Raw genomic sequence first — 19145 nt, forward strand, 5'->3', positions numbered from 1 at the left:
GACGACGCCGTCCTGACCTGGCCCATCGGCGCCGACACCGCACTGCAGACCCTGATCTCCGCACGCATGACCGGCCTCGCCCTCACCGGCGGCGGCGTCATGATCGACACCAACCTGACCGAGAACTCGACCTGGCACGCCCTCGGCGGCGTCCCCATGGGATCAGCCGTCGACCTGACCGGCCGCGTCGTCGGCCACCGCGGCCTCTACGTCCTCGACGGCGCCCGCATCCCCGGCTCCACCGGCGCGTGCAACCCGTCCATGACCATCGCCGCCCTCGCCGAACACAGCATGTCCCGCATCGTCACCCAGGACGTCGGCACCATCTTCTGATTCGACGGAACACCGGCCGTCCGGGACGTCACGGCGCCTGCTATTCGCCGCGCCAGATCGGCGGGCGCTTCTCCGTGAAGGCGATCGCGCCTTCACGTGCGTCGGCGGACCGGGCGGCCTGCTTCATGATCTTCCGCTGCCTCTGCCAGGCCTCGTCGGCGCCCCACTGCGCTGATCCGGCGACGACCTCCTTGCTGCCGATGACGGCCAGCGGCGCGTTGGCCGCGATCTCGGCAGCGAGGTCCAGCGCAGCCGCCAGCGCCTCACCCGGCTCGGTGAGGGTGCTGACCAGGCCGTACTCAAAGGCCTGCGGGGCGGGCAGCGTCGCGCCGGTGAGGGCGAGGCGCATCGCGGTGTGGTACGGGATGCGTCTGGACAGCCGCAGCAGACCGCCGGCTCCGGAGACCAGGCCGCGGCGCACCTCGGGCAGGCCGAAAACCGCATCGGACGCCGCCGTGATCAGATCGCAGGCGAGCGCGACCTCGAAGCCGCCGGCCAGGGCATAGCCCTCGACGGCCGCGATCACCGGCTTGCGCGGAGGCGCGCCGGTGATGCCGGCCAGCCCACCTTCGACCTCGGCGGCCTCGCCATCGGCGAATGCTCTGAGGTCCTGGCCGGAGGAGAAGGTGCCGCCCGCGCCGGTCAGCACGGCCACTCTCAGATCGGGGCGGGCGTCGAACTCCCGGAACGCGTCCGCCGCCGCCTGGCTGGCCGCGCGGTTGAACGCGTTGCGCACCGCCGGCCGGTTCAGCGTTATGACCATGACGTCGCCGTCGACATCGACCAGCGCCTCGTCGGCCATCGGACCTCCTCAACAGGTTGTCTCGTCATCAGCTCATCAGCTCATCAGACCGGCCCATCGGCCCATCGGCCGAGCCAACCACGCTGGAATGGTGACATGGCAGTGCACGCGGGCGGGCGGGCGGGGAACAACAGTTGGGCCCGTGGTCGTTCGCCCGCGGCGAATCCGCGACCGGCGAAAGTCGTTCCGGTCCGTCAGGACTTCCGGGAGGCTGGCGACAGCCGTCCCACTGGAGGAAACAATGAGCTCCTCGCTCTACGACGACGTCGGCGGGCTCGAAGGTCTTCGGCGACTTTCCGAGGCGTTCTACGACCGGGTGCTCGCGGACGAGGTGCTCGCACCCGTGTTCGCGCACTTCACACCCACCCACCTCGACCATGTCGCCATCTGGCTGGGAGAGGTCTTCGGGGGCCCGGCGGACTTCTCGGCCCGCCTCGGCGGGCATCAGGCCCTGCTGCGCAGCCATCTCGGCCTCGGCATCCGCGACGAGCACCGCCAACGCTGGCTGGAACTGATGGCTGACGCGATCGGCGAGGTGCTACCCGCCCGGCCGGAGCTGGCCACGACGCTCATGGAGTACTTCGAGTGGGGCACCGCCATCGCCCAGGAGGTTTCCCAGGATCCCGTCGGAACCGACCTGGGCGATCCCGGCGCCACCCCCCGCTGGGGGTACCAGGGGCTCGTCCACTGACCCGCCACAGGTCCGGTCTCAGCTGGTGACGCGCTCGCCGCTGCCGCCGTCGATCGTCATGGCCAGCAGGACGAGAGCGTCCTGGTCCCGGCTGCCGGGCGCGGCCTGGTAGACGACGAACCGCTGACCGTCCGGGCCGGGCCCGAGGATCTCCGAGCGGAGGCTGAACTCGCCGACAGCCGGATGCCGGAACCGGATCTCGGAACCCGTCTTGACCCGCACGTCATAGGTCCGCCACAGCTCGGCGAACTCCGCGCTGCTGGCGGACAGCTCCTCCACCAGCGCAGTAAGGTCCGCCGGCTCCGAGCTTGCGGCGCTGACCGCACGCAGGTGCGCGACGGTGTTGCGGGCGATCCGCTCCCAGTCGACGAAGACGGTCCTGGATGCCGGGTCCAGAAAGACGTAACGGATGAGGTTGCGCCGGCCTACCGGCCATCGGTCGATCCCGACGAGCAGGGCCAGGCCCTCCGGGTTCGCGGCCAGGATGTCGTTGAGCTGGCTGAGGACGAACGCCGGGTTCGTCCGCACCGACTCCAGCAGCTGCGCCAGACCGGGCCGGACGACTCTGCTGGGCGTCACCGGCTGCCGGGGTGCCCGGCGGGCCGCGTGATCGGCGAGCGTGAACAGGTATGCCCGCTCGTGGTCGTCGAGCCGCAGCACCCGAGCGAGCGCATCGAGCACCGCATCGCTCGGCGCGGTCTCGCGGCCCTGCTCGATCCGGGTGTAGTAGTCGACGCTCACCCCTGCCAGCGCCGCCAGTTCCTCCCGCCGCAGGCCGCGGGTGCGCCGAGGGCCCGGCCCGCCGGGAAGCCCGACGTCCGCCGGCTGCACCCGGGCCCGCCGATCCCGCAGGAAGGCTCCCATCCCGTGGTCATCGGCCATCTACCGATTGTGTCAGCCCATGTCCCGTCGGCCGGGCCCGCTGCCTGGCCCTGCCACACCCTGGTTCGGCATCACCCGGTACAGCACGGTCTCGTCGGGCCGGCTGCCTGCCGCCAGTCTGGGCGTCATGACGACTCCAGCCCCGACTCCGACGTCATCCGCCGGCACACCCACCTCGGCCGGCACACCCACCTCGGCCGGCATGGTGTCGTCCGACCAGCCCCTGCCCGCGGCCTGCGGACGGGTGCTGATCGTCGGGGGTAGCTCCGGCATCGGGCTTGGGCTCGCCCAGACACTGGTGCGCGCAGGCACCGAGGTGACGGTGGTGTCACGTTCCGGCGACCGGCTGGCCGCCGCCGCCCGCTCGCTGGGCGCCCTCGACCGCTCGGGAACGCTCGTCTGCACCGCTGCGGCGGACATCTCCCGGGAGAGCGACGTCGAGCGGCTTTTCCAGGAAGCCGGGCCCATCCAACACGTCGTGACGACGGCCGCTGACGGGACGGGCGCCAGCGGGCCGATCGCCACGATCAGCGTCGAGGGCGCCCTGGGCTTTCTCGGTACCAAGGTGCTCGGCCCCTGGCTGGTCGCCAAGCACTGCGCGCGGCGGCTGCCGGCCGGCGGCTCCCTCACCTTCACCTCCGGCATCGCCGCCTACCGGCCGTCGGTCAGCGGCTCGGTCGTAGCCGCCGCGAACGGGGCACTGGAATCGCTCGCCTACGCGCTCGCCCTCGAACTCGCGCCGATCCGCGTCAACGTGGTCTCCCCCGGCTGGGTCGACACCCCGGTCTGGGACACACTCGCCGGGGTCGACCGGTCATCCGCGCTCGCGGAGATGGCACACCGCCTCCCGGTCGGGCGAATCGGCACCCCGGCGGACCTCGCGCAGGCCTACCTCGCCGTTCTGCGCAACGAGTTCATGACCGGCGCCGTGCTGCACGTCGACGGCGGCCACCGCCTGATCTGAAAAGGCGGGGACGCCGCGAGAGCCTTCCGCAGGAATTCGCTGAACTCGGCGGGGTGCGTGGTCAGACCGGTGTGCCCGCCGGGAAAACGCCACGGCTCCGCGCCGAGCCGCCCGGCCAGAAAGGCGGCCGCACGATACGGAAGCTCGCCGTGAGAGTCCTGGCCGCAGGCGAGCACGAGGCGCTCGGAAAGCGACTCCAGCCGCTGGACGTCGGGCGAATAGGACATGAAGCTGGGCACGATGCGTCCGACGAAGTAGGGCAGGTTGGCCATTGTCTGCTCGGCTCGCGCCGCCGCCTGCGGTGGAAGCTCGATCTCGGCCTTCGGTGCGGCGCCGCCGTCCCGCTCCAGTCCGGCGGCGAACTCCGCCATCGCCGGCATGAGGCCCTGCCTCTGAAATGTTTCCTGCACTCGGGCGATCAGAGCGCGGTGTTCGGCGGCGTCCGGCAGGAGTTCCACGACCGGCGGCTCGTGGGCCACGACGCGCTCGATGCGCTCCGGATGAGTGGAGAGCAGATCAAGGGCGACGATGGCGCCTGAGCTGGCGCCGAACACCCTGACGGGCTCCGCGGGGGACAGCAGTTGCAGCACACGGAAAGCGTCGTCGGCGTGCTCGGAGACGCGCTGCTGCGCCTCGGGGTCGTCCAGCACGCTACGGGACATGCCGCGCGGATCGTAGGTCACGACGGTGTGTTCGGCAGCCAGATCGTCCGCGATGGCATCGAAGGCGGCGGCACCGCCCGTCCCGCCGGGAATCAGCAGCAGGAGCGGGCCCTGACCGCGTGTTTCGTAGTGCAGGGTCGCACCGTGCACACGCAGGCTTCCGATGGTCGGTTCGGTCATGAGGAGTGTCCTTCCGTCGCCGCCGGCCAGTGCTCCAGCAGGGCGTGCAGGGCATCGAGGGTGCGGACCCAGGACTGCTGGGGCGAACGCTCATGCGTGAACCCACCCGCGGCCTCCAGGGCGACGAACCCGTGGAACGTGCTGCGCAGCAGCCGGACCGCGTCGGTCAGGTCGGGTTCGGCCAGGCCGTAGCCGCGCAGCATGCGGTAGGTCAGCGCGACCGCACGCCGGGGGCCGGGCGCCTGCGCGGCGAGCTCGGGGGCGATCTGGATCGGGGTCTGCGTGGCCAGGTAGCGACCCGGATACCGGTGCGCGTACGCCCGCCAGGCGTTCGCGAACGCGACCAGCGCGTCCTTGCCTGCCCGCCCGGAGGTCGCCTCCGCGATCTGGATGGACTTCTCGTCCGCTGCCAGGAGCGCGATCCGCCCGTGCAGATCCTTCAGGCTGCGGACATGCGTGTAGAGGCTCGCGTCTCGTACCCCGAGACGCCGAGCGACCTGCGACATGGTCACCTGGCCGAGACCGACCTCGTCCGCCAGATCGGCGCCCGCGACCGTCACCCGCTCCACCGTGAGCCCGGCTCGCGCCATGCACCCTCCGCATTCCTAGGACCCCTAGGAACATCCTAGGATATCTAGGAAGAGGATGGGGCGCGGTCGCGGTTCTCGGTCGCGGCCCCGGCTGCACCTGCTGTCATGGCGCATGCCCACGCCGCCCCTGCCCGCCGCCACCTACTACGCGCGTCTACCCCGAGTGATCGCCGCCGCTGGAGCGATCTTCTGCGATGCCAACGACCGGGTCCTGCTGGTCCAACCCACCTACCGGGACGACACCTGGGAGATCCCCGGCGGGGGCATGGACGACGGTGAACACCCGCTGCAGACCGCCCAGCGCGAAATCCGGGAGGAACTCGGCATCGACGTCCAGCCAGGCCGCCTCCTGGTCGCCGACTGGGTACCGCCGCAACCCGACGGCCGCCCCGCACTGGTCCACTTCGTCTTCGACGGGGGATTGTTCTCCCCGTCGCAGGAGCGCGGCCTGCGGCTCCAGGAGAGCGAGCTTCGTGCCTGGCGCCTGTGCACCGCCGCGGAATGCGACACCCTTCTCGTCCCGCGCCTGGCACGTCGCGTTCAGGCCGCCGTCCGGGCACGCCACCTCGGCCACACCGCCTACCTGCACGACGGCTGGGCCCCCGACCACACCACGCCGTGAATACAGCTGGGCCCGGCCGCCGGGATGGCGGCCGGGCCCAGTGGGCGCAGCGGATGCGGCGCGGTGCAGAACCGGCGTCAGCCAGTCAGGCAGTCAGCCGGTCAGCCCGCGGCGGTTGCGTGGCGCTGCCTGTAGAGCTCCGCCCACTCCTTGCGCGGGCGAACGGCGGTGTCGACGTCGGTGGCCTTGGCCCGCAGGGCACCGACCGTGACCTGCTCCCGCGGCAGGCCGCGGAACGGGTCCCAGTTGAAGAACCGGCAGGAGTTCTGCCAGGTGATCTTGTCGATGTCCTCGTCGGAGGCGCCGGCGCCGACCATCTCGGCCATGACCTGCTCGGGGGCGTCCGGCCAGATCGAGTCGGAGTGCGGGTAGTCGCACTCCCAGGCGATGATGTCGATGCCGATGTCGTGGCGCACCTTGAGGGCCACCGGGTCGGTCACATAGCAGGCCAGCGAGTGCTCGCGGAACACCTCGCTGGGCAGCTTGCCGCCGAAGTCGCGGCGCAGCCACTTCTGGTTGGAGTAGTGGCGGTCGCAGCGGCTCAGGTAGAACGGGATCCAGCCGATCCCGGCCTCCGACCAGGCGATCTTCAGCGCCGGGTAGTCCCGCATCGCGGGGCCCCACAGCAGGTCCTGGGCGGCGAGGGTGGAGACCTGCGTCGCCAGGATGATGAAGTTGTCGATCGGGGCGTCGGAGGGCTGCTTGAGCGCGCCGAAGCCCTGCCCGATGTGCAGGCACATGACCGTGCCGGTCTCGGCCAGGGCCGCGAACACCGGGCCCCAGTGGTCGAGGTTGTGGTAGCTCGGCAGGCCCTCGATGTGCGGCAGCTCGGGCATCGAGACGGCCGGGCAGCCCTTCGCCGAGATCCGCCGGATCTCGGCGACCATCAGCTGGGTGTCCCAGGTGGGCAGCAGCGCGAGCGGGATGAACCGGCCCGGGTAGGCCGCCGCCCATTCGTCGATGTGCCAGTCGTTGTACGCCTGGATCATCACGTAGGCGAGCTCGTTGCGGCCGCGGCCGAGGTTGCCGGCGCTGAACCCGGGGAAGGTCGGGAAGCACATCGACCCGAAGATCCCGTTGCGGTCCATGTCGCGGACCCGCTCGTGGATGTCGTACGCGCCCGGGCGCATCTCCGGGTAGCCGGCGGGGTCGAGGCCCCACTCCTCCGCCGGCCAGGAGACGACCGCGTTGAGCGACAGCGTGCCGGTGCGGTTGCCGTTGAACTCCCAGGACTGGAAGCCCTCGTCGGTCGTCACGACCTTGGGAGCCTGCTCGGCCCACTTCGCCGGCACGTGCCGGGTGAACATGTCGGGTGGCTCGACGACGTGGTCGTCGATGCTGACCAACACCATGTCCTCGGTCTTCATCAGGACGCTCCCCTCACGCCCGCCGCTCCCGGTGCCCCCGACGCCGCGTCCCGCAGCAGCTGGCGGGCGATGACGAGCTGCTGGATCTGGCTGGTTCCCTCGTAGATGCGGAACAACCGCGCGTCCCGGTAGAACCGTTCTACCGGAACTCCGCGCATGTAGCCCGCGCCGCCGTGGATCTGCACCGCGCGGTCGGCGATGCGCCCGACCGCCTCCGAGGCGAAGTACTTCGCGCAGGACGGGCCGATCCGGGTGTCGCTGCCGTCGTCGAACGCGACGGCGGTCTGCGTCACCAGGGCCCGGGCGGCGTACAGGTCGGTCGCCGAGTCGGCGAGCAGCCCCTGGATGAGCTGGTAGGTACCGATGACGTGCCCGCCCTGCGACCGGCTGGCCGCGTAGGCGACGGATTCGTCGACGAGGCGCTGCGCCATGCCGACGCACAGCGCGGCGATGTGGATCCGCCCGTGCGCGAGGCAGCGCAGCGCGGTGCGGTAGCCGCGCCCATCCCCGGCGGCACCGCCGACGAGGGTCTCCGGCCCGACCCGCACGTCGTCGAAGTGGACGTCCGCCGTCAGCGACCCGGCCTGGCCCATCTTCGCGTCCTTCGGCGCCACGCTCACCCCGGCGGTGTGGCGCTCGACCATGAAGACGCTGATGCCGTCGCCGCCGGTCGCCGTGCTGTCGGTGCGGGCGAAGACCATGAGGACGTCGGCGCTCGGCGCGTTGGTGATGTACCGCTTGGCCCCGTTGATGACCCAGCCGTCGTCCTTGCGGACGGCGGTGGTGGTCAGCCCCGCCGGGTCGGAGCCGGCGCCCTCCTCGGTGAGCGCGAAGGACGCCGTCCACTCACCGGAGGCGATCTTCGGCAGGTAGGTCTGCTTCTGCTCCTCGGTGGCGCCTTCCAGCAGGACATGCCCGGCGATGCCGTTGTTCGTCCCGAACATCGACCGGAACGACGGCGTCGTGTACCCGAGCTCGGCGACGAGGCGGACCTCCTCGCTCATCGACAGGCCCAGGCCCCCGTACTCCGCCGGGATGGCGAAGCCGAACAGGCCCATCCGCGCCGCCTCGGCCCGCAGCGCGGCCGGGATGGCGTCGGTCTCCTCGATCTCGGCCTCGGCGGGCACCACCCGCTCCCGCACGAACGCGCGGACGGCGGCGAGCACCTCGGCGAGGTCGCTCTCCCCCAGGCCCGACCCGGAACTCGTCATACCGGGATCAGCCGCGACAGGTTGCCACCGAGGATGAGGGCCTTCTCCTCCTCGGTGAGGTCCGTCAGCTCGCTGAAGAAGCCGGCCGGGTCGGCCAGGCCCTCCGGGTGCGGGTAGTCGGAGCCGAACAGGACGCGCTCCACACCGAGCAGGCCGGCGAGCTCGGCCATGTTCTCCTCCCAGAACGGGCTGACGTGGATGTTGCCCCGCAGCACCGACACCGGCTCCTCGGGGAACAGGTGCGGGTGCTTCTTGTAGGCGTTCTTCAGCGACTTGATCAGCGGGGCGACCCAGTCCGCGCCGTTCTCGACGATGGCCACCTTCAGCCCCGGGAACCGGGACAGCGCACCGTGGCAGATCAGCGCGGAGACGGTGTCCTCGATCGGGCGCCACTGGCTGATCATCCGGAAGGCGTCCGGCTGGAAGGGCAGGTACTCGCGGTTGGCACCCTCCCAGTCCTGGGTGTACCGGTTGTAGCCGCTGTCGGACGAGTGGAACGCGACCAGCACGCCGGACTCCTCGACCCGCTTCCAGAACGGGTCGAACTCGGGCAGCCCGGGGGAGCGGGAGCCGCCGGGGCCGGGCACCGGCGCGGGCCGGATGAGGATCGCGCGCGCGCCGCGCTCCAGCACCCACTCGAGCTCCTCGATCGCCTTCTCGACGATCGGCAGGGTGATGACCGGGGTGGAGAAGATCCGGTTCTCGTAGTTGAACTGCCAGGTCTCGTACATCCACTCGTTGAGCGCGTGGATGACGACGTGGGTCAGCTCGACGTCGTCCCGCATGCGCTCCTCGAGCAGGCTCGCCAGGGTCGGGAACATCAGCGAGCGCTCGATGCCCTGCTCGTCGAGCAGGGCCAGGCGCGACACCGGCTCCCGGAAGGCCGGGATGGACCGCATCGGCTTGCCGATGATCTCCCGGTACGACTTGCCCTCCGGGTTGCCGTTGCGGAAGTAGTCCTCCTGCGCCCCCGGCCGCGCGACGACCTCGAACGTGGGGTTGGGGATGTAGTCGCTGATCTGCCCCTTGACGGCGATCTTCGTCCGGCCGTCGACCTGCACGTAGCGGATCGCCGACCGGTACCGCTCGGGCAGGAACTTGGTGAACGCCTCTTCGGTCTCGTACATGTGGTTGTCCGCATCGAAAATCGGATACGGGGACACACTCGACGGCATGGAGATCCTTCCCTGGCTGGTCCGCCGGCTCACCGGCCGGCTGATCTGCTGATCTGCCGGCCCGAGGCGGTGGTTCGTCGCGGTTGCGGTCACGGTGGCGGTAGCAGCGCGTACACACCGTCACACAACGGGCCGCGGCCGATACCAGTAAGCTATATGCAATGTTGACGTCAATATAGGAAACTGCCAACCTCGAAGCAACGTCGACATTCGTGTGATCTCCAGGGAGTGACGTGAGCGAGCGCGAGGAACCGAGCAGTCCGCTGATCGTCGAGGCCCGCGGTGCGGTGCGCGTCGTGACGCTGAACCGCCCCGACGCCTACAACGCCGCCGACGAGAGCCTGCACCGCGCGCTCGCCGAGCTGTGGCCGGCGCTCGCCGCGGACCCGGACATCCGCGCCGTCGTCCTCACCGGCGCCGGTGGCGCCTTCTCCGCCGGGGGCGACCTCGGCCTGCTCGACCGCATGGTCCGCGACCCGCGGCTGCGGGCCGACGTGATGGCGGAGGCCGCCGACATCGTCCGCGGGATGACCTCCGTACGGGTTCCCATCGTCAGCGCCGTCAACGGCCCCGCGGTGGGGCTCGGCTGCAGCCTGGCGTCGATGAGCGACCTCGTCGTCGTCGAGGAGCAGGCGTACTTCGCCGACCCGCACGTCATGCTGGGCCTGGTCGCCGCCGACGGCGGTGCGCTGATGTGGCCGCAGCTCACCAGCCTGCTGCGCGCCAAGGAGTTCATCCTGCTCGGCGACCGGATCCCGGCGCAGGAGGCACTGGCACTGGGGCTGGCCAACCGGGTCGTGGCGAAGGGCACCGCCCTGTCGACCGCGCTGGAGCTCGCGGACCGCATCGCCGCGCTGCCGCCGCAGGCGGTCATCGCGAGCAAGGCGCTGCTCAACGACGGCATCAGGCGGGCCGTCGAGGGGCTGCTGACCACCGCGCTCGACAGCGAGACCGCGTCGTTCGACGAGCCCGCGTTCCAGCGCAACCTGGCCCGGATGCTGAGCCGGACCGGATCGGCCTGACATGGGGACGGCCGTGGGGAACAAGCCCGGACCCGACCAGCCGCGTGACCCGTCCGCCCAGCCGGCCCTCGGCGGGCCGGGGCCGGTGTCGCCAGGGCTGACATCGACGGAACTGGTTTCGCCGGGACTGGCAGCACCGGGACTGGCGGCACCGGGACTGGCGGCACCGGGACTGGCGGCACCGGGACTGGCGGCACCGAGGCGGGTGCCGCCGGAGCTGGCGGCACGCTACCGGGCAGATGGCCAGTGGGACAGCCGCGGCCTGGCCGACGGTGTCGAGGCGGCCGCCGCCCGCCGGCCGGGCGCGCCGGCGCTTGCGGACAACGAGCGAACGCTGACCAGTGCCCAGCTCGCCGCGGCCGTCGCCGCCGGGGTGGACCTGCTCGCCGAGCACGGCGTGCGGGCCGGTGACGGCGTCGTGCTCGTCAGCGGCAACACCCGCCACGGGGTGATCGCCTACCACGCGCTGCTGCGGGCCGGGGCCACCGTGGTCGTGCTCGACCGGCGCTGCGGGGCCGCGGAGGTGCGCCACGCGCTGGCCGTGCTGCCCTCCCGGCCCTTCGTCATCGTGCCCACCGGGGAACGGGACCGCCTCGGCGAGGCCCTGGCCACCGCCGACACCCTGGCCCTTGACCACTTCGACGGGCCGGCCACGGCCGGCGACCCGCCGGCCGTGCGGTGGGCCGAGCCGGACCGGGACCGGCCGGCGGTGATCCTGTTCAGCTCGGGCACCACCGGCCGGCCGAAGGGCGTGCTCCACTCGCTCAACACCCTCACCGCCGGTGCCGCGAACATGGCGCGCATCACCTCCGCCGACGAGAGCGCCGTCGTGTTCCTCGTCAGCCCGCTGACCAGCATCACCGGCCTGATGCAGCTGCATCTCGCGGCCGACCAGGGCGGAGCGCTCGTGCTGGAGGACCGGTTCGAGCCGGCGGCGACCCTGCGGCGGCTGAACGACGTCGGCGCGACGCTGCTCGGCGGTGCGCCGGTCATCGCCGAACGGCTGCTCGCCGCCGCGACCCGCGCGACGCCGAGCACCGACACCGGCAGCCACTCCGGTACCGGCAGCGACAGCGAGGGTGACGCCGAGGCCGACTCCGGTAACCGCGTCGGTATCGGCCTGCGGACGCTCGCGCTGGGTGGCTCGATGCTGCCGCGCCCGCTGCTCGAGCTGGCGTCGCGCACGTTCGGCATCGAGATCGCCCGGGTCTACGGCTCCTCCGAGGCGCCGAACTTCTCCGGGAGCCTGCCCTCCGACGAACTGGAGCGCCGGCTGGCCGACGACGGCGCGCTCATGCCTGGCGGCGAGGTACGTGTCGGGTCCGCCGCGCACCCCCGGGAAGGCCTGCTGCGAGGGCCGAGCGTCTTCCTCGGCTACCTCGACCCGGCCGATGACGAGGCCGCCTTCGAGGGCGACTGGTACCGCAGCGGCGATCAGATCGACACCGACTCCGGCCGGCTCACCGTCGTCGGGCGGCTCAAGGAGGTCGTGAACCGCAACGGCCTGAAGATCGCGCTCAGCGAGATCGACGCCGCCGTGCAGGGCCTGGCGGGGGTCACCGAGTTCGCGTCCTTCGGACTTCCCGACGCCACGACCGGCGAGCGGCTCGCGGTCGCGGTCGTCGTGGCGGGCGATGCAACCGTCACGCTGGACGACGTGCTGACGCATCTGCGCGCCGGCGGTCTCGCCACCCGCAAGCTGCCCGAGCAACTGGTGCGCTGGGACGGGCCACTCCCCCGGACGGCCTCGGGAAAGATCGTGCGCTCCGCCCTCGCCCGCGACGCGGCGGCACACCCCGGCGATCTCGCGGAACGGCTGCACGACCACCCGCACTGAGCACAGCAGGACTGGTACAGCGGGCTGGGACAGCAGGGCTGACGCCGGTCGGGCCGTCCGGGCCCGCCGGCGACACGCCGACAGTTACGATCATCGCCGCGTCAACCGTTGCCAACGCCACATCTACAATATCGACGTCGACCTGAATGTTCGTGCACCATGACACGGACGTCCCGGGAGGGGACTGGTGCGATCCGGCCACCGAGGCCGGGCCTCCCTGACCCGTCACTGGTCACCAGGTTCCGGCACCGCCGGCCGAGCCGGTTGACATACGCCACGAGGAGCCGCCGTGCCGGAGCACACGCAACACGGGACCGCCACCCCCATCGCCCCCCGCCCGGCCCGCGACGACCAGGAGGTCGGCAAGCGGCGCGGCACCGGCCGCACCCGCCGCGGTCGCCAGACCCGCAGCCAGCTCGTCGACGCCGCCCGCACCGTGTTCGAGCGCGACGGCTTCCTGCACGCCCGGGTCGCCGACATCTGCGACCTCGCCGGCTTCTCGCACGGCTCCTTCTACACGTACTTCGTGTCCAAGGAAGAGATCTTCCGCGAGGTCGTCGACTCCGTGGAGCTCGACCTGCTCAGCCCCGAGCCCTCCACCTCGACGGCCGACCCGGTCGAGCGGATCCGCGCAGCGAACCGGCACTACCTCGAGACGTACGCGACCAGCGCCAAGATCATGCACGTCATCCAGCAGGTCGCGACCTTCGACGAGGACGTCCACAAGATCCGCCTGCAGCGCCACGAGGTCTTCGCCCGCTCCATCGAACGCCGGGTCGCCTCCATGCAGGACGCCGGCATCGCGGACCGCACCGTCGACCCCGCCTACGCCGCGCAGGCCCTCGGCGGCATGGTCGCCTACTTCGCCGACCTGCTGTTCAACACCGACAACAGCGCCGGCTTCACCCTCGACAACGCGGTCGAGCAGCTCACCATCCTGTGGGCGAACGCGCTCGGAGTCCGCGCGAGCGACTGACGGCGCCCGCTCCCCCACCGGCACCCGGCCGGCCCTGCCCGCCTGCCTGCGCCCGCCTGCCCGCCTGCCCGCCCGAAGAGTGAAGGATTTTGGTCGCGCCGGCGACCAGGATCCTTCACTCTTGCTCGGCAGCAGTGGAAACTCGAAGCCACAGCTCAGAAGGGCTGAGGATGTCGGTCGTGCCGGCGGCCAGGATCCTCAGCTCCTGCTCGGCAGCAGCCGCTGCGGCTGCTGCGGCGCGGTCCACAGCGCCGCCGCGGTCGTGTCGTCGTCCGCCTCACGCAGCCAGGCCCCCAGGCCGTGGGTCAGCTCGGCCGACGTACCCAGCAGCGCGTCGAGGGCGAGCACCCGGCTGTGGAAATGGTGGTGGGTGTGCTCGCTGGTGAACCCGATCCCGCCCAGCACCTGCAGCGCCCGCTCGCAGACCCGCCGGCCGTTGCGGCCGGCCAGCGCCTTGACGACCTCGTCGTGGCGGGGCGGCGCCGCCTCCACCCCGTCGAGGGCCGCCGCGGCGGTGGTGACCTTCTCCAGGGCCACGCAGTCGGTCTGCGCCCAGGCCAGCAGATGGCGCACGGCCTGGAAGGTGCCGATCGGCCGGCCGAACTGCTCGCGGGTGCGGGCGTAGGCCACGGCGAGCGCCAGCGCGCCCTCGGCCGCGCCCAGGATCTCCAGGGCGGCCGCGAGACGTCCGAGGAACCGGGCGCGGACCCTGGCGACGGCGGCGTGCTCCTCGTCGACCGTGGGAACCCAGCGCTCCGGCCCGTGGATCACCTCATGGAGCTCGAGGCGCCCACTGACGGCCACCGGCCACAGTTCGACCTCCTCGGCCGGGACCACCGCGGCCCCGTGCCCGGGCCGGTCGATGAGCAGCGCCGTGCCAGCCATGCCGATCGCGCCGGCCGGGTCCGCGACATCCCCGACGACCATCAGCCGCTCGCCCCGACGGGCCGACGTACGGCTGATCGTCGCGACGGCGGCGTCGGGGGGCAGGCCAGCCGCGGCGAGGAAGGGCTGGGCCAGCAGGGCACCGAGCGCACGGGTGCCGGCCAGCTCCCGGCCCTGGGCGCGGAAGAGCGTCAGCGCGGCGACGCGGGCGTCACGGTCGGCCAGCTCGGGCAGCAGGTCGAACCACCCGAGCTCCCGCAGCGGGTCGCTCCGGGTTCCCGGCGTGCCGTCACCCGCGACGTCACCCGCACCGGTGCCACCCGGACCACCCGGGCCCCCGGGGCTGGCGTCGGCCTGGGCCCGCAGGGCCAGGCAGGCCGCATCGAGGAACTCCTGGTCGGCCTGTTCCTGCACGTCCCCGACGTCACCGTCGCGGCTCACGGGAGGCGGAGGATCTGCTTGGCGATGGTGTCGAGCTGCATCTGCTGAGATCCTCCGTAGACGGTGACGATGCGGGAGAACAGGTAGTCCTGCCGGCACACCGCCATGTGATCATCGTTCGGCGCGACGGCGAGGTCGGGGACGCTCGCCAGCGTCCAGTCGTTGACCGCCTGCTCGCTCGCGGCGAGCATCAGCTTCACGAACGCGGCTCGCGGGCCGAGGGTGCCGCCGGCGGCATGGGCCCGCACCGCCGCACCGCTGGCGGCCCGGACGGCCGCCAGGTCGAGCAGCGCGTTGCCGAGCAGCGCGTCGCCGGCGGATGTGCCCTGGTCCCGGTTCTCGAGCAGCTGCCGGTTCAGGAAGCTGTGCCGGTACCAGCCGAAGGTGCCCCGCTCATGGGCCAGGATGTGCATCGCCACCCGCCAGCCGCCGCCCAGCTCGCCCACCAGCCGCTCAGGCCCGACGGGGACCTCGTCGAACGTCACCTCCGCGAGCTCGTCGGTGCCGTTGGCCTGCTCGATCGGCCGGACCTCGACACCCGGGTGCTCCAGGTCGACGACGAACGCGCTCAGCCCGCGGTGGCGCTCCTGTGGCGTTCCCGTGCGCGCGAGGACGAGGCACCATCTCGCGTAGCGCGCCCAGCTCGTCCAGATCTTCCGCCCGGTGATGACGTGACCGCCGTCGACGGCCACCGCGCGGGTGCGGGCGCTGGCGAGGTCGGAGCCCGCCTCCGGCTCGGAGAAGCCCTGCGACCACAGCTGCTCGCCGCGCAGGAACCGGGGCAGCAGCTGGCCCATGAGGCCCGGGTCACCCAGCGCGACCAGCGTCGGAGCCAGGATCTCCAGGTGCTCGAACAGGGCCATCGCGGGCAGCCCGTGGCGCGCCAGCGCCTCCCACATCGCCGCCCGGTGGCGGATGTCCCCGCCGAGCCCGCCGAGGTGCTCGGGCCAGCCGTAGCGGGCCCAGTCCTGGTCGAACAGCACCTGCATGAGCGCGCAGCTCACCGCCACCCGCTGTTCATAGGACGCGATGGGGCGCGCCGCGGCCTCGAACACCGGCGGCCGGGTGGCCAGCCATGCCTCGAGGGCCGCCCGATACGCATCGACATCTTCACGATACGGATCGCACTCACTGCTCCGCGTTATATGCAACATCGACGTCAATATAGGAACTTTTGGACGCCAAAGCAACGGAACCTCGGACGAACCGCTCGTGGTGAGACCCGCGCTCAGGATCAGGGAGCGGTCGCGCCAGGATGCGGAGCGGGCACTCTCCAGGATGGAGCGTGGCCGGGGGCCGCGGCCCCTGGCCGGACCCCTGCTCGACTTGTGCGGGCGCCAGATCAAGTCCGCACCAGCGCTGCGGCATGGCCGCCGGACGGGTCGTCCTCTCCGCCGCGCGTGGATTCGTCGACCGGCCCGTCACCGGTGGCAGCAAGGCTGAAGCCGATGACGGTCGTCCGGCCTGTCAGAGGCGTCCGGCCTGTCAGAGGCGTGAGGTCACCCGACCGGTCACGACTCCGCTCGCGACGGCTCCGTCTCGGCAGCGGGTGCCGTGGCCTGGCGGCCCGCGAGGGCGATGGCCGCCCCGGCTGCGAGGAGCAGGGCGAGCGCCCCGAAGCCGTAGGTGAGCGTGGTCAGCGTGGCGACGGCGGCGACGAGCAGCGGGCCGCCGGCGTCTCCGAGCTCCCGGCCGAGCTCGGCGGTGCCCATGGTCTGGCCGAGGCGCTCGGCGGGGGTGCTCGCGGCCAGCGCCGCGAAGCCCAGCGGGGTGATCAGGCCCGTGCCCACACCGATAAGGGCGGCGCCGATCAGCACCCCGGCGAGGCCCGGCAGCATCGCGCCGGCCAGTCCGACCGCGGTGACCGCAAGGCCCGCGGCGATGCCGGCACGGGCTGTCAGGCGCCCTTGGTCGAGCGCCCGCCCGGTCCGCGGCTGGACGAACGCCGCACAGGCGGCGAGCACCGAGACGGCGGCGCCGGTGGCGACCGTCCCGAGGCCGGCCGCGCGTCCCGAGACGGGCAGGAACCCCACCCCGGCCGACAGCGCGGCCGTCGCCGCCGCCAACGCGGCGGTCGGGCCGAGGAAGTCCGGCCTGGCCAGCCGCCGGGCGAGGTCCAGCACCGTCTGCCGGGCCCGTGGCAGCGGCGGCACGACCGGAACGGCCACCGCCGCCCACACCGCGACCGTCACACCGAGGACCGCCAGCACCGCGAACAGCAGCCGCAGGCCCCCGGCCCAGACCAGCACCCCGCCGAGCAGCGGCCCGAGGGTGTAACCGATCGACTTGTAGAAGCCGTAGGAGCCGAACGCCCGGCCGTGCTTCGCCGCCGGGTTGAGCCGGGCGACCAGCGCCGACGCCGACGGTGAGAACGCGGAGGCGGCGGCTCCCTGGCCCAGGCGGGCGGCCCACAGCCAGCCGGGGCTGTCCGCGACGGCGTACAGCGCGGAGGCGACCGCGAAGGCGACGAGCCCGCCGAGCAGCACCGGGCGGGCACCCACCCGGTCGGCGAGGTTGCCGAAAACCGGCTTGAGCAGCACCTCGGCGCCGTCATACAGGGCGAGCAGGCCACCGAGCACGAGCAGCGAGGTGACCGCGTCGTCGGAGAAGCCACCGAGGTTCGCGGCGATGCCGTGCGCTCCGAACGCGGTGGTGAACCCGGCCGCGTACAGCGGCCACATCCGCCGGGACGGACGGGCACGCTGGATTCCTCTGAGCACCCCACCAACATAGAGGGGCAAGAGCCCGGAACCCGCCCGCAGTGCGTGCATCGGCCGGCTCGGAAGGTCCTGCCTGCCCGCCCGCCGGACGGGGCCGGGATACCCCTGTTCGGCCCAGAATACTGCTTCCGTCTTCCTTTCCGCACACCTGGATCATGACTTCCCGGCAGATGTCGGCGAAATGACCAGGTCGATACGCCGAGAACCCGTCCGACGACTACACAGAAAACCGCACGTGAATCGGCAGACAAGAATATTCTGGTGGCGACGACAGGCACTGGGATCACACATCAGAGGCCACCGGCGGGCTGCCTCATCGTGTCACGGGAGCGCACGCCGGCATGGCTGGTGAGGTGAGGCACGGTCATGGACGACCCAGTCGAGGAACGCCCGCGATCCTGGTTCCGCCGGGTCGTGGGAACCACCGTGATCGTGGTGGGAGTCCTGCTCGCATCGACCGGGAGAATCAGCTGCGGCGTCGGGGTCGACAGCGGCACCGCCCGGGACCTTTCCGAGATCGGCGACCCGCCCGTGACGTCCGTTCCCGGGCCGGCGGCCTCGGCCCCCGCGCCAGTCTGGCCGGGAGGCGTGGGCGGCGCTCCTGAGATCGCCGGCGGGCTGCCGCGGAACCACGAGACGGAAGCGGCGACCAGAGGTCTCGCGGCGCGAACGCTCGCGCAGCTCCCCGCGGGCACGGTCGATTCCGCGAGCGTGCTTTCCGCGGTGTACCGGGCGCCCGACAACGATCTCTTCGTCTTCTGGGGAAAGACCCCCGACCCCGCCCGTCTCCTGACGGCATTCCGCGACGGCGCGACATATTACGGCCACACGACCGTCGACGTCATTCCAGGCCCCGGCGGCGGCCAGGCGGCCTGCTCTCCCCAGGCGTCATCGAACGCCCCCGTCACGATACCCACCTGCCTGTGGGTCACCGCGGACTCGTTCGGTCAGATCTTCCCCCTCGTGCCGTCCGGCGTCACCGCACCGCCGGTCCCGACCACGCAGGAGCTCGCCGAGCTGATGCGCCGCATGCGCCCCGACCTCACCGCGACCGGCCAGGAGGCGACCACCCCGACGGCCGGCCACACAGCCTGACCGGGCCGCCGTCTCAGCCTGACCGGGCCAAGCCCTGACCGTCCACGCGGCGGGRCTCGGTTGGCCTGCTATCCCAGCACGCCGGTCTCGCCGTCGGTCAGTTCGCGGACGATGTCCGCGTGGCCGGTGTGCCGGGCCGTCTCCTCGATCATGTGGACGTAGATCCACCGCAGAGACACCTGCGGAGCGCTGGGGTGAGCGAAGACGTCATCGAGCGCGTACCCTGCCGCGATCTCTCGGGACAGCGCGCACGCACGGTCGTACTCCGCCAGCAGCGAATCGACGGTGTCGGTTTCGGCGAGCGCCCAGCTGGTGCCCCCCTCTCCATCCGCGGTCGCTTCGGGACCGCCGCCGACCATGCGGTGGAACCAGTCCCGTTCCACCACGGTCAGGTGTTTGACGAGGCCGGCGAGTGTGGTGAGCGAGGGCAGCAGCCTGCGCCCGGCGTCCCGGTCACCGACACCGCGCACCTTGTGGACGAGCACATCCCGGTAGAAGTCGAGGAAGGCTTCCAGGGTTTCGCGCTCACCGGCGGTGGTGGCCTGCATGACCCGTTGTGCTGGTGGGCGAAGCAATGGCGGCTGCATGTGGTAACCGTATCGCTACCATCACCTCGCGCATGCGGGCAGCCCTCCGCGGCGACCAGCCCGAAAAGCATTGGCCCGCCTGCCGCTGCCCTGGTGTACTCGG

The 19145-nt window shown here is 71.9% G+C and carries 19 protein-coding genes; 8 read left to right on the forward strand and 11 right to left on the reverse strand.

The genetic code is table 11. The annotated features are described in order from the left end of the window. Window positions 1-333 (forward strand): GMC oxidoreductase (locus tag CcI49_RS22055; RefSeq protein ID WP_241840079.1); only part of this gene is annotated, 333 nt, incomplete at its 5' end. A 40-nt stretch (window positions 334-373) separates the two neighbouring features. Here the strand turns inward: CcI49_RS22055 and CcI49_RS22060 are convergent. After that, window positions 374-1135, reverse strand: coding sequence for a crotonase/enoyl-CoA hydratase family protein (locus CcI49_RS22060; RefSeq protein WP_076829006.1), 762 nt, complete (start codon window positions 1133-1135; stop codon window positions 374-376). Between the two features lie 241 nt (window positions 1136-1376). On the opposite strand from CcI49_RS22060, the gene CcI49_RS22065 reads away from it, so the two are divergent. Next, window positions 1377-1826 (forward strand): group II truncated hemoglobin, encoded by a 450-nt coding sequence (locus CcI49_RS22065; protein ID WP_076829008.1) that lies wholly within the window; start codon window positions 1377-1379, stop codon window positions 1824-1826. An 18-nt stretch (window positions 1827-1844) separates the two neighbouring features. Here the strand turns inward: CcI49_RS22065 and CcI49_RS22070 are convergent, their stop codons facing one another. Continuing rightward, on the reverse strand, window positions 1845-2708 hold the full coding sequence (locus CcI49_RS22070; protein ID WP_076829011.1) for a helix-turn-helix transcriptional regulator: 864 nt from the start codon (window positions 2706-2708) through the stop codon (window positions 1845-1847). Between the two features lie 202 nt (window positions 2709-2910). Here CcI49_RS22070 and CcI49_RS22080 point away from each other — a divergent pair, with 202 nt between their 5' ends. Further along, window positions 2911-3672 carry an SDR family oxidoreductase gene (locus CcI49_RS22080; protein ID WP_076829015.1) on the forward strand — a complete coding sequence of 254 codons (762 nt, stop codon included), beginning with the start codon at window positions 2911-2913 and terminating at the stop codon, window positions 3670-3672. On the opposite strand, the gene CcI49_RS22085 is transcribed toward CcI49_RS22080, so the two are convergent. After that, complete coding sequence (locus CcI49_RS22085) at window positions 3597-4514, reverse strand: alpha/beta hydrolase (RefSeq protein WP_241840186.1); 918 nt, start codon at window positions 4512-4514, stop codon at window positions 3597-3599. The genes CcI49_RS22080 and CcI49_RS22085 overlap by 76 nt on opposite strands. Beyond that, entirely contained in the window at window positions 4511-5104 is a 594-nt protein-coding gene (locus CcI49_RS22090; protein WP_076829017.1) for a TetR-like C-terminal domain-containing protein, read from the reverse strand. Before CcI49_RS22090 ends, CcI49_RS22085 begins: the two co-directional genes overlap by 4 nt. A gap of 112 nt (window positions 5105-5216) precedes the next feature. Between CcI49_RS22090 and CcI49_RS22095 the strand changes: the two genes are divergently transcribed. Continuing rightward, complete coding sequence (locus CcI49_RS22095; RefSeq protein ID WP_076829019.1) at window positions 5217-5726, forward strand: NUDIX hydrolase; 510 nt, start codon at window positions 5217-5219, stop codon at window positions 5724-5726. Window positions 5727-5827: 101 nt separating this feature from the next. Here CcI49_RS22095 and CcI49_RS22100 read toward each other — a convergent pair whose 3' ends face one another. Genes CcI49_RS22100 through CcI49_RS22110 form a run of 3 tightly spaced genes read right to left on the reverse strand, consistent with a single transcriptional unit; the run spans window position 5828 to window position 9479 of the window. After that, window positions 5828-7093 (reverse strand): amidohydrolase family protein, encoded by a 1266-nt coding sequence (locus CcI49_RS22100; RefSeq protein WP_076829021.1) that lies wholly within the window; start codon window positions 7091-7093, stop codon window positions 5828-5830. Next, entirely contained in the window at window positions 7093-8283 is a 1191-nt protein-coding gene (locus CcI49_RS22105; protein ID WP_076829346.1) for an acyl-CoA dehydrogenase family protein, read from the reverse strand. The genes CcI49_RS22100 and CcI49_RS22105 overlap by 1 nt, the downstream gene beginning before the upstream one ends. A 17-nt stretch (window positions 8284-8300) precedes the next feature. Continuing rightward, a complete protein-coding gene (locus CcI49_RS22110) occupies window positions 8301-9479 on the reverse strand; it encodes an amidohydrolase family protein (protein WP_076829349.1) in 1179 nt (392 codons plus the stop codon). A 233-nt stretch (window positions 9480-9712) separates the two neighbouring features. Between CcI49_RS22110 and CcI49_RS22115 the strand changes: the two genes are divergently transcribed. The 3 genes from CcI49_RS22115 (at window position 9713) to CcI49_RS22125 (ending at window position 13314) form a co-directional block, all read left to right on the forward strand. Further along, on the forward strand, window positions 9713-10501 hold the full coding sequence (locus CcI49_RS22115; RefSeq protein WP_006541931.1) for an enoyl-CoA hydratase/isomerase family protein: 789 nt from the start codon (window positions 9713-9715) through the stop codon (window positions 10499-10501). A 1-nt stretch (window position 10502) separates the two neighbouring features. Further along, window positions 10503-12338, forward strand: a complete 1836-nt coding sequence (locus CcI49_RS22120; RefSeq protein ID WP_076829024.1) for a class I adenylate-forming enzyme family protein — start codon at window positions 10503-10505, stop codon at window positions 12336-12338. Between the two features lie 289 nt (window positions 12339-12627). Continuing rightward, window positions 12628-13314 carry a TetR/AcrR family transcriptional regulator gene (locus CcI49_RS22125; RefSeq protein WP_054566223.1) on the forward strand — a complete coding sequence of 229 codons (687 nt, stop codon included), beginning with the start codon at window positions 12628-12630 and terminating at the stop codon, window positions 13312-13314. 198 nt (window positions 13315-13512) lie between these two features. Here CcI49_RS22125 and CcI49_RS22130 read toward each other — a convergent pair whose 3' ends face one another. The 3 genes from CcI49_RS22130 to CcI49_RS22140 form a co-directional block, all read right to left on the reverse strand. Next, the gene (locus CcI49_RS22130; RefSeq protein WP_076829026.1) at window positions 13513-14640 is read right to left on the reverse strand and encodes an acyl-CoA dehydrogenase family protein; all 1128 of its coding nucleotides are present in this window, start codon (window positions 14638-14640) and stop codon (window positions 13513-13515) included. Further along, window positions 14637-15794, reverse strand: coding sequence for an acyl-CoA dehydrogenase family protein (locus CcI49_RS22135; protein ID WP_054566589.1), 1158 nt, complete (start codon window positions 15792-15794; stop codon window positions 14637-14639). The genes CcI49_RS22130 and CcI49_RS22135 overlap by 4 nt, the downstream gene beginning before the upstream one ends. A 357-nt stretch (window positions 15795-16151) precedes the next feature. Further along, the gene (locus CcI49_RS22140) at window positions 16152-17321 is read right to left on the reverse strand and encodes an MFS transporter (protein WP_054566221.1); all 1170 of its coding nucleotides are present in this window, start codon (window positions 17319-17321) and stop codon (window positions 16152-16154) included. Between the two features lie 405 nt (window positions 17322-17726). Here CcI49_RS22140 and CcI49_RS22145 point away from each other — a divergent pair, with 405 nt between their 5' ends. After that, on the forward strand, window positions 17727-18455 hold the full coding sequence (locus tag CcI49_RS22145) for a hypothetical protein (protein ID WP_076829029.1): 729 nt from the start codon (window positions 17727-17729) through the stop codon (window positions 18453-18455). 68 nt (window positions 18456-18523) lie between these two features. Here CcI49_RS22145 and CcI49_RS22150 read toward each other — a convergent pair whose 3' ends face one another. Continuing rightward, window positions 18524-19042 carry a DinB family protein gene (locus CcI49_RS22150; RefSeq protein WP_054566219.1) on the reverse strand — a complete coding sequence of 173 codons (519 nt, stop codon included), beginning with the start codon at window positions 19040-19042 and terminating at the stop codon, window positions 18524-18526. Window positions 19043-19145: the final 103 nt, after the last annotated feature.

This window comes from Frankia sp. CcI49 (assembly GCF_001983215.1).
Taxonomy (GTDB): Bacteria; Actinomycetota; Actinomycetes; order Frankiales; family Frankiaceae; genus Parafrankia; species Parafrankia irregularis.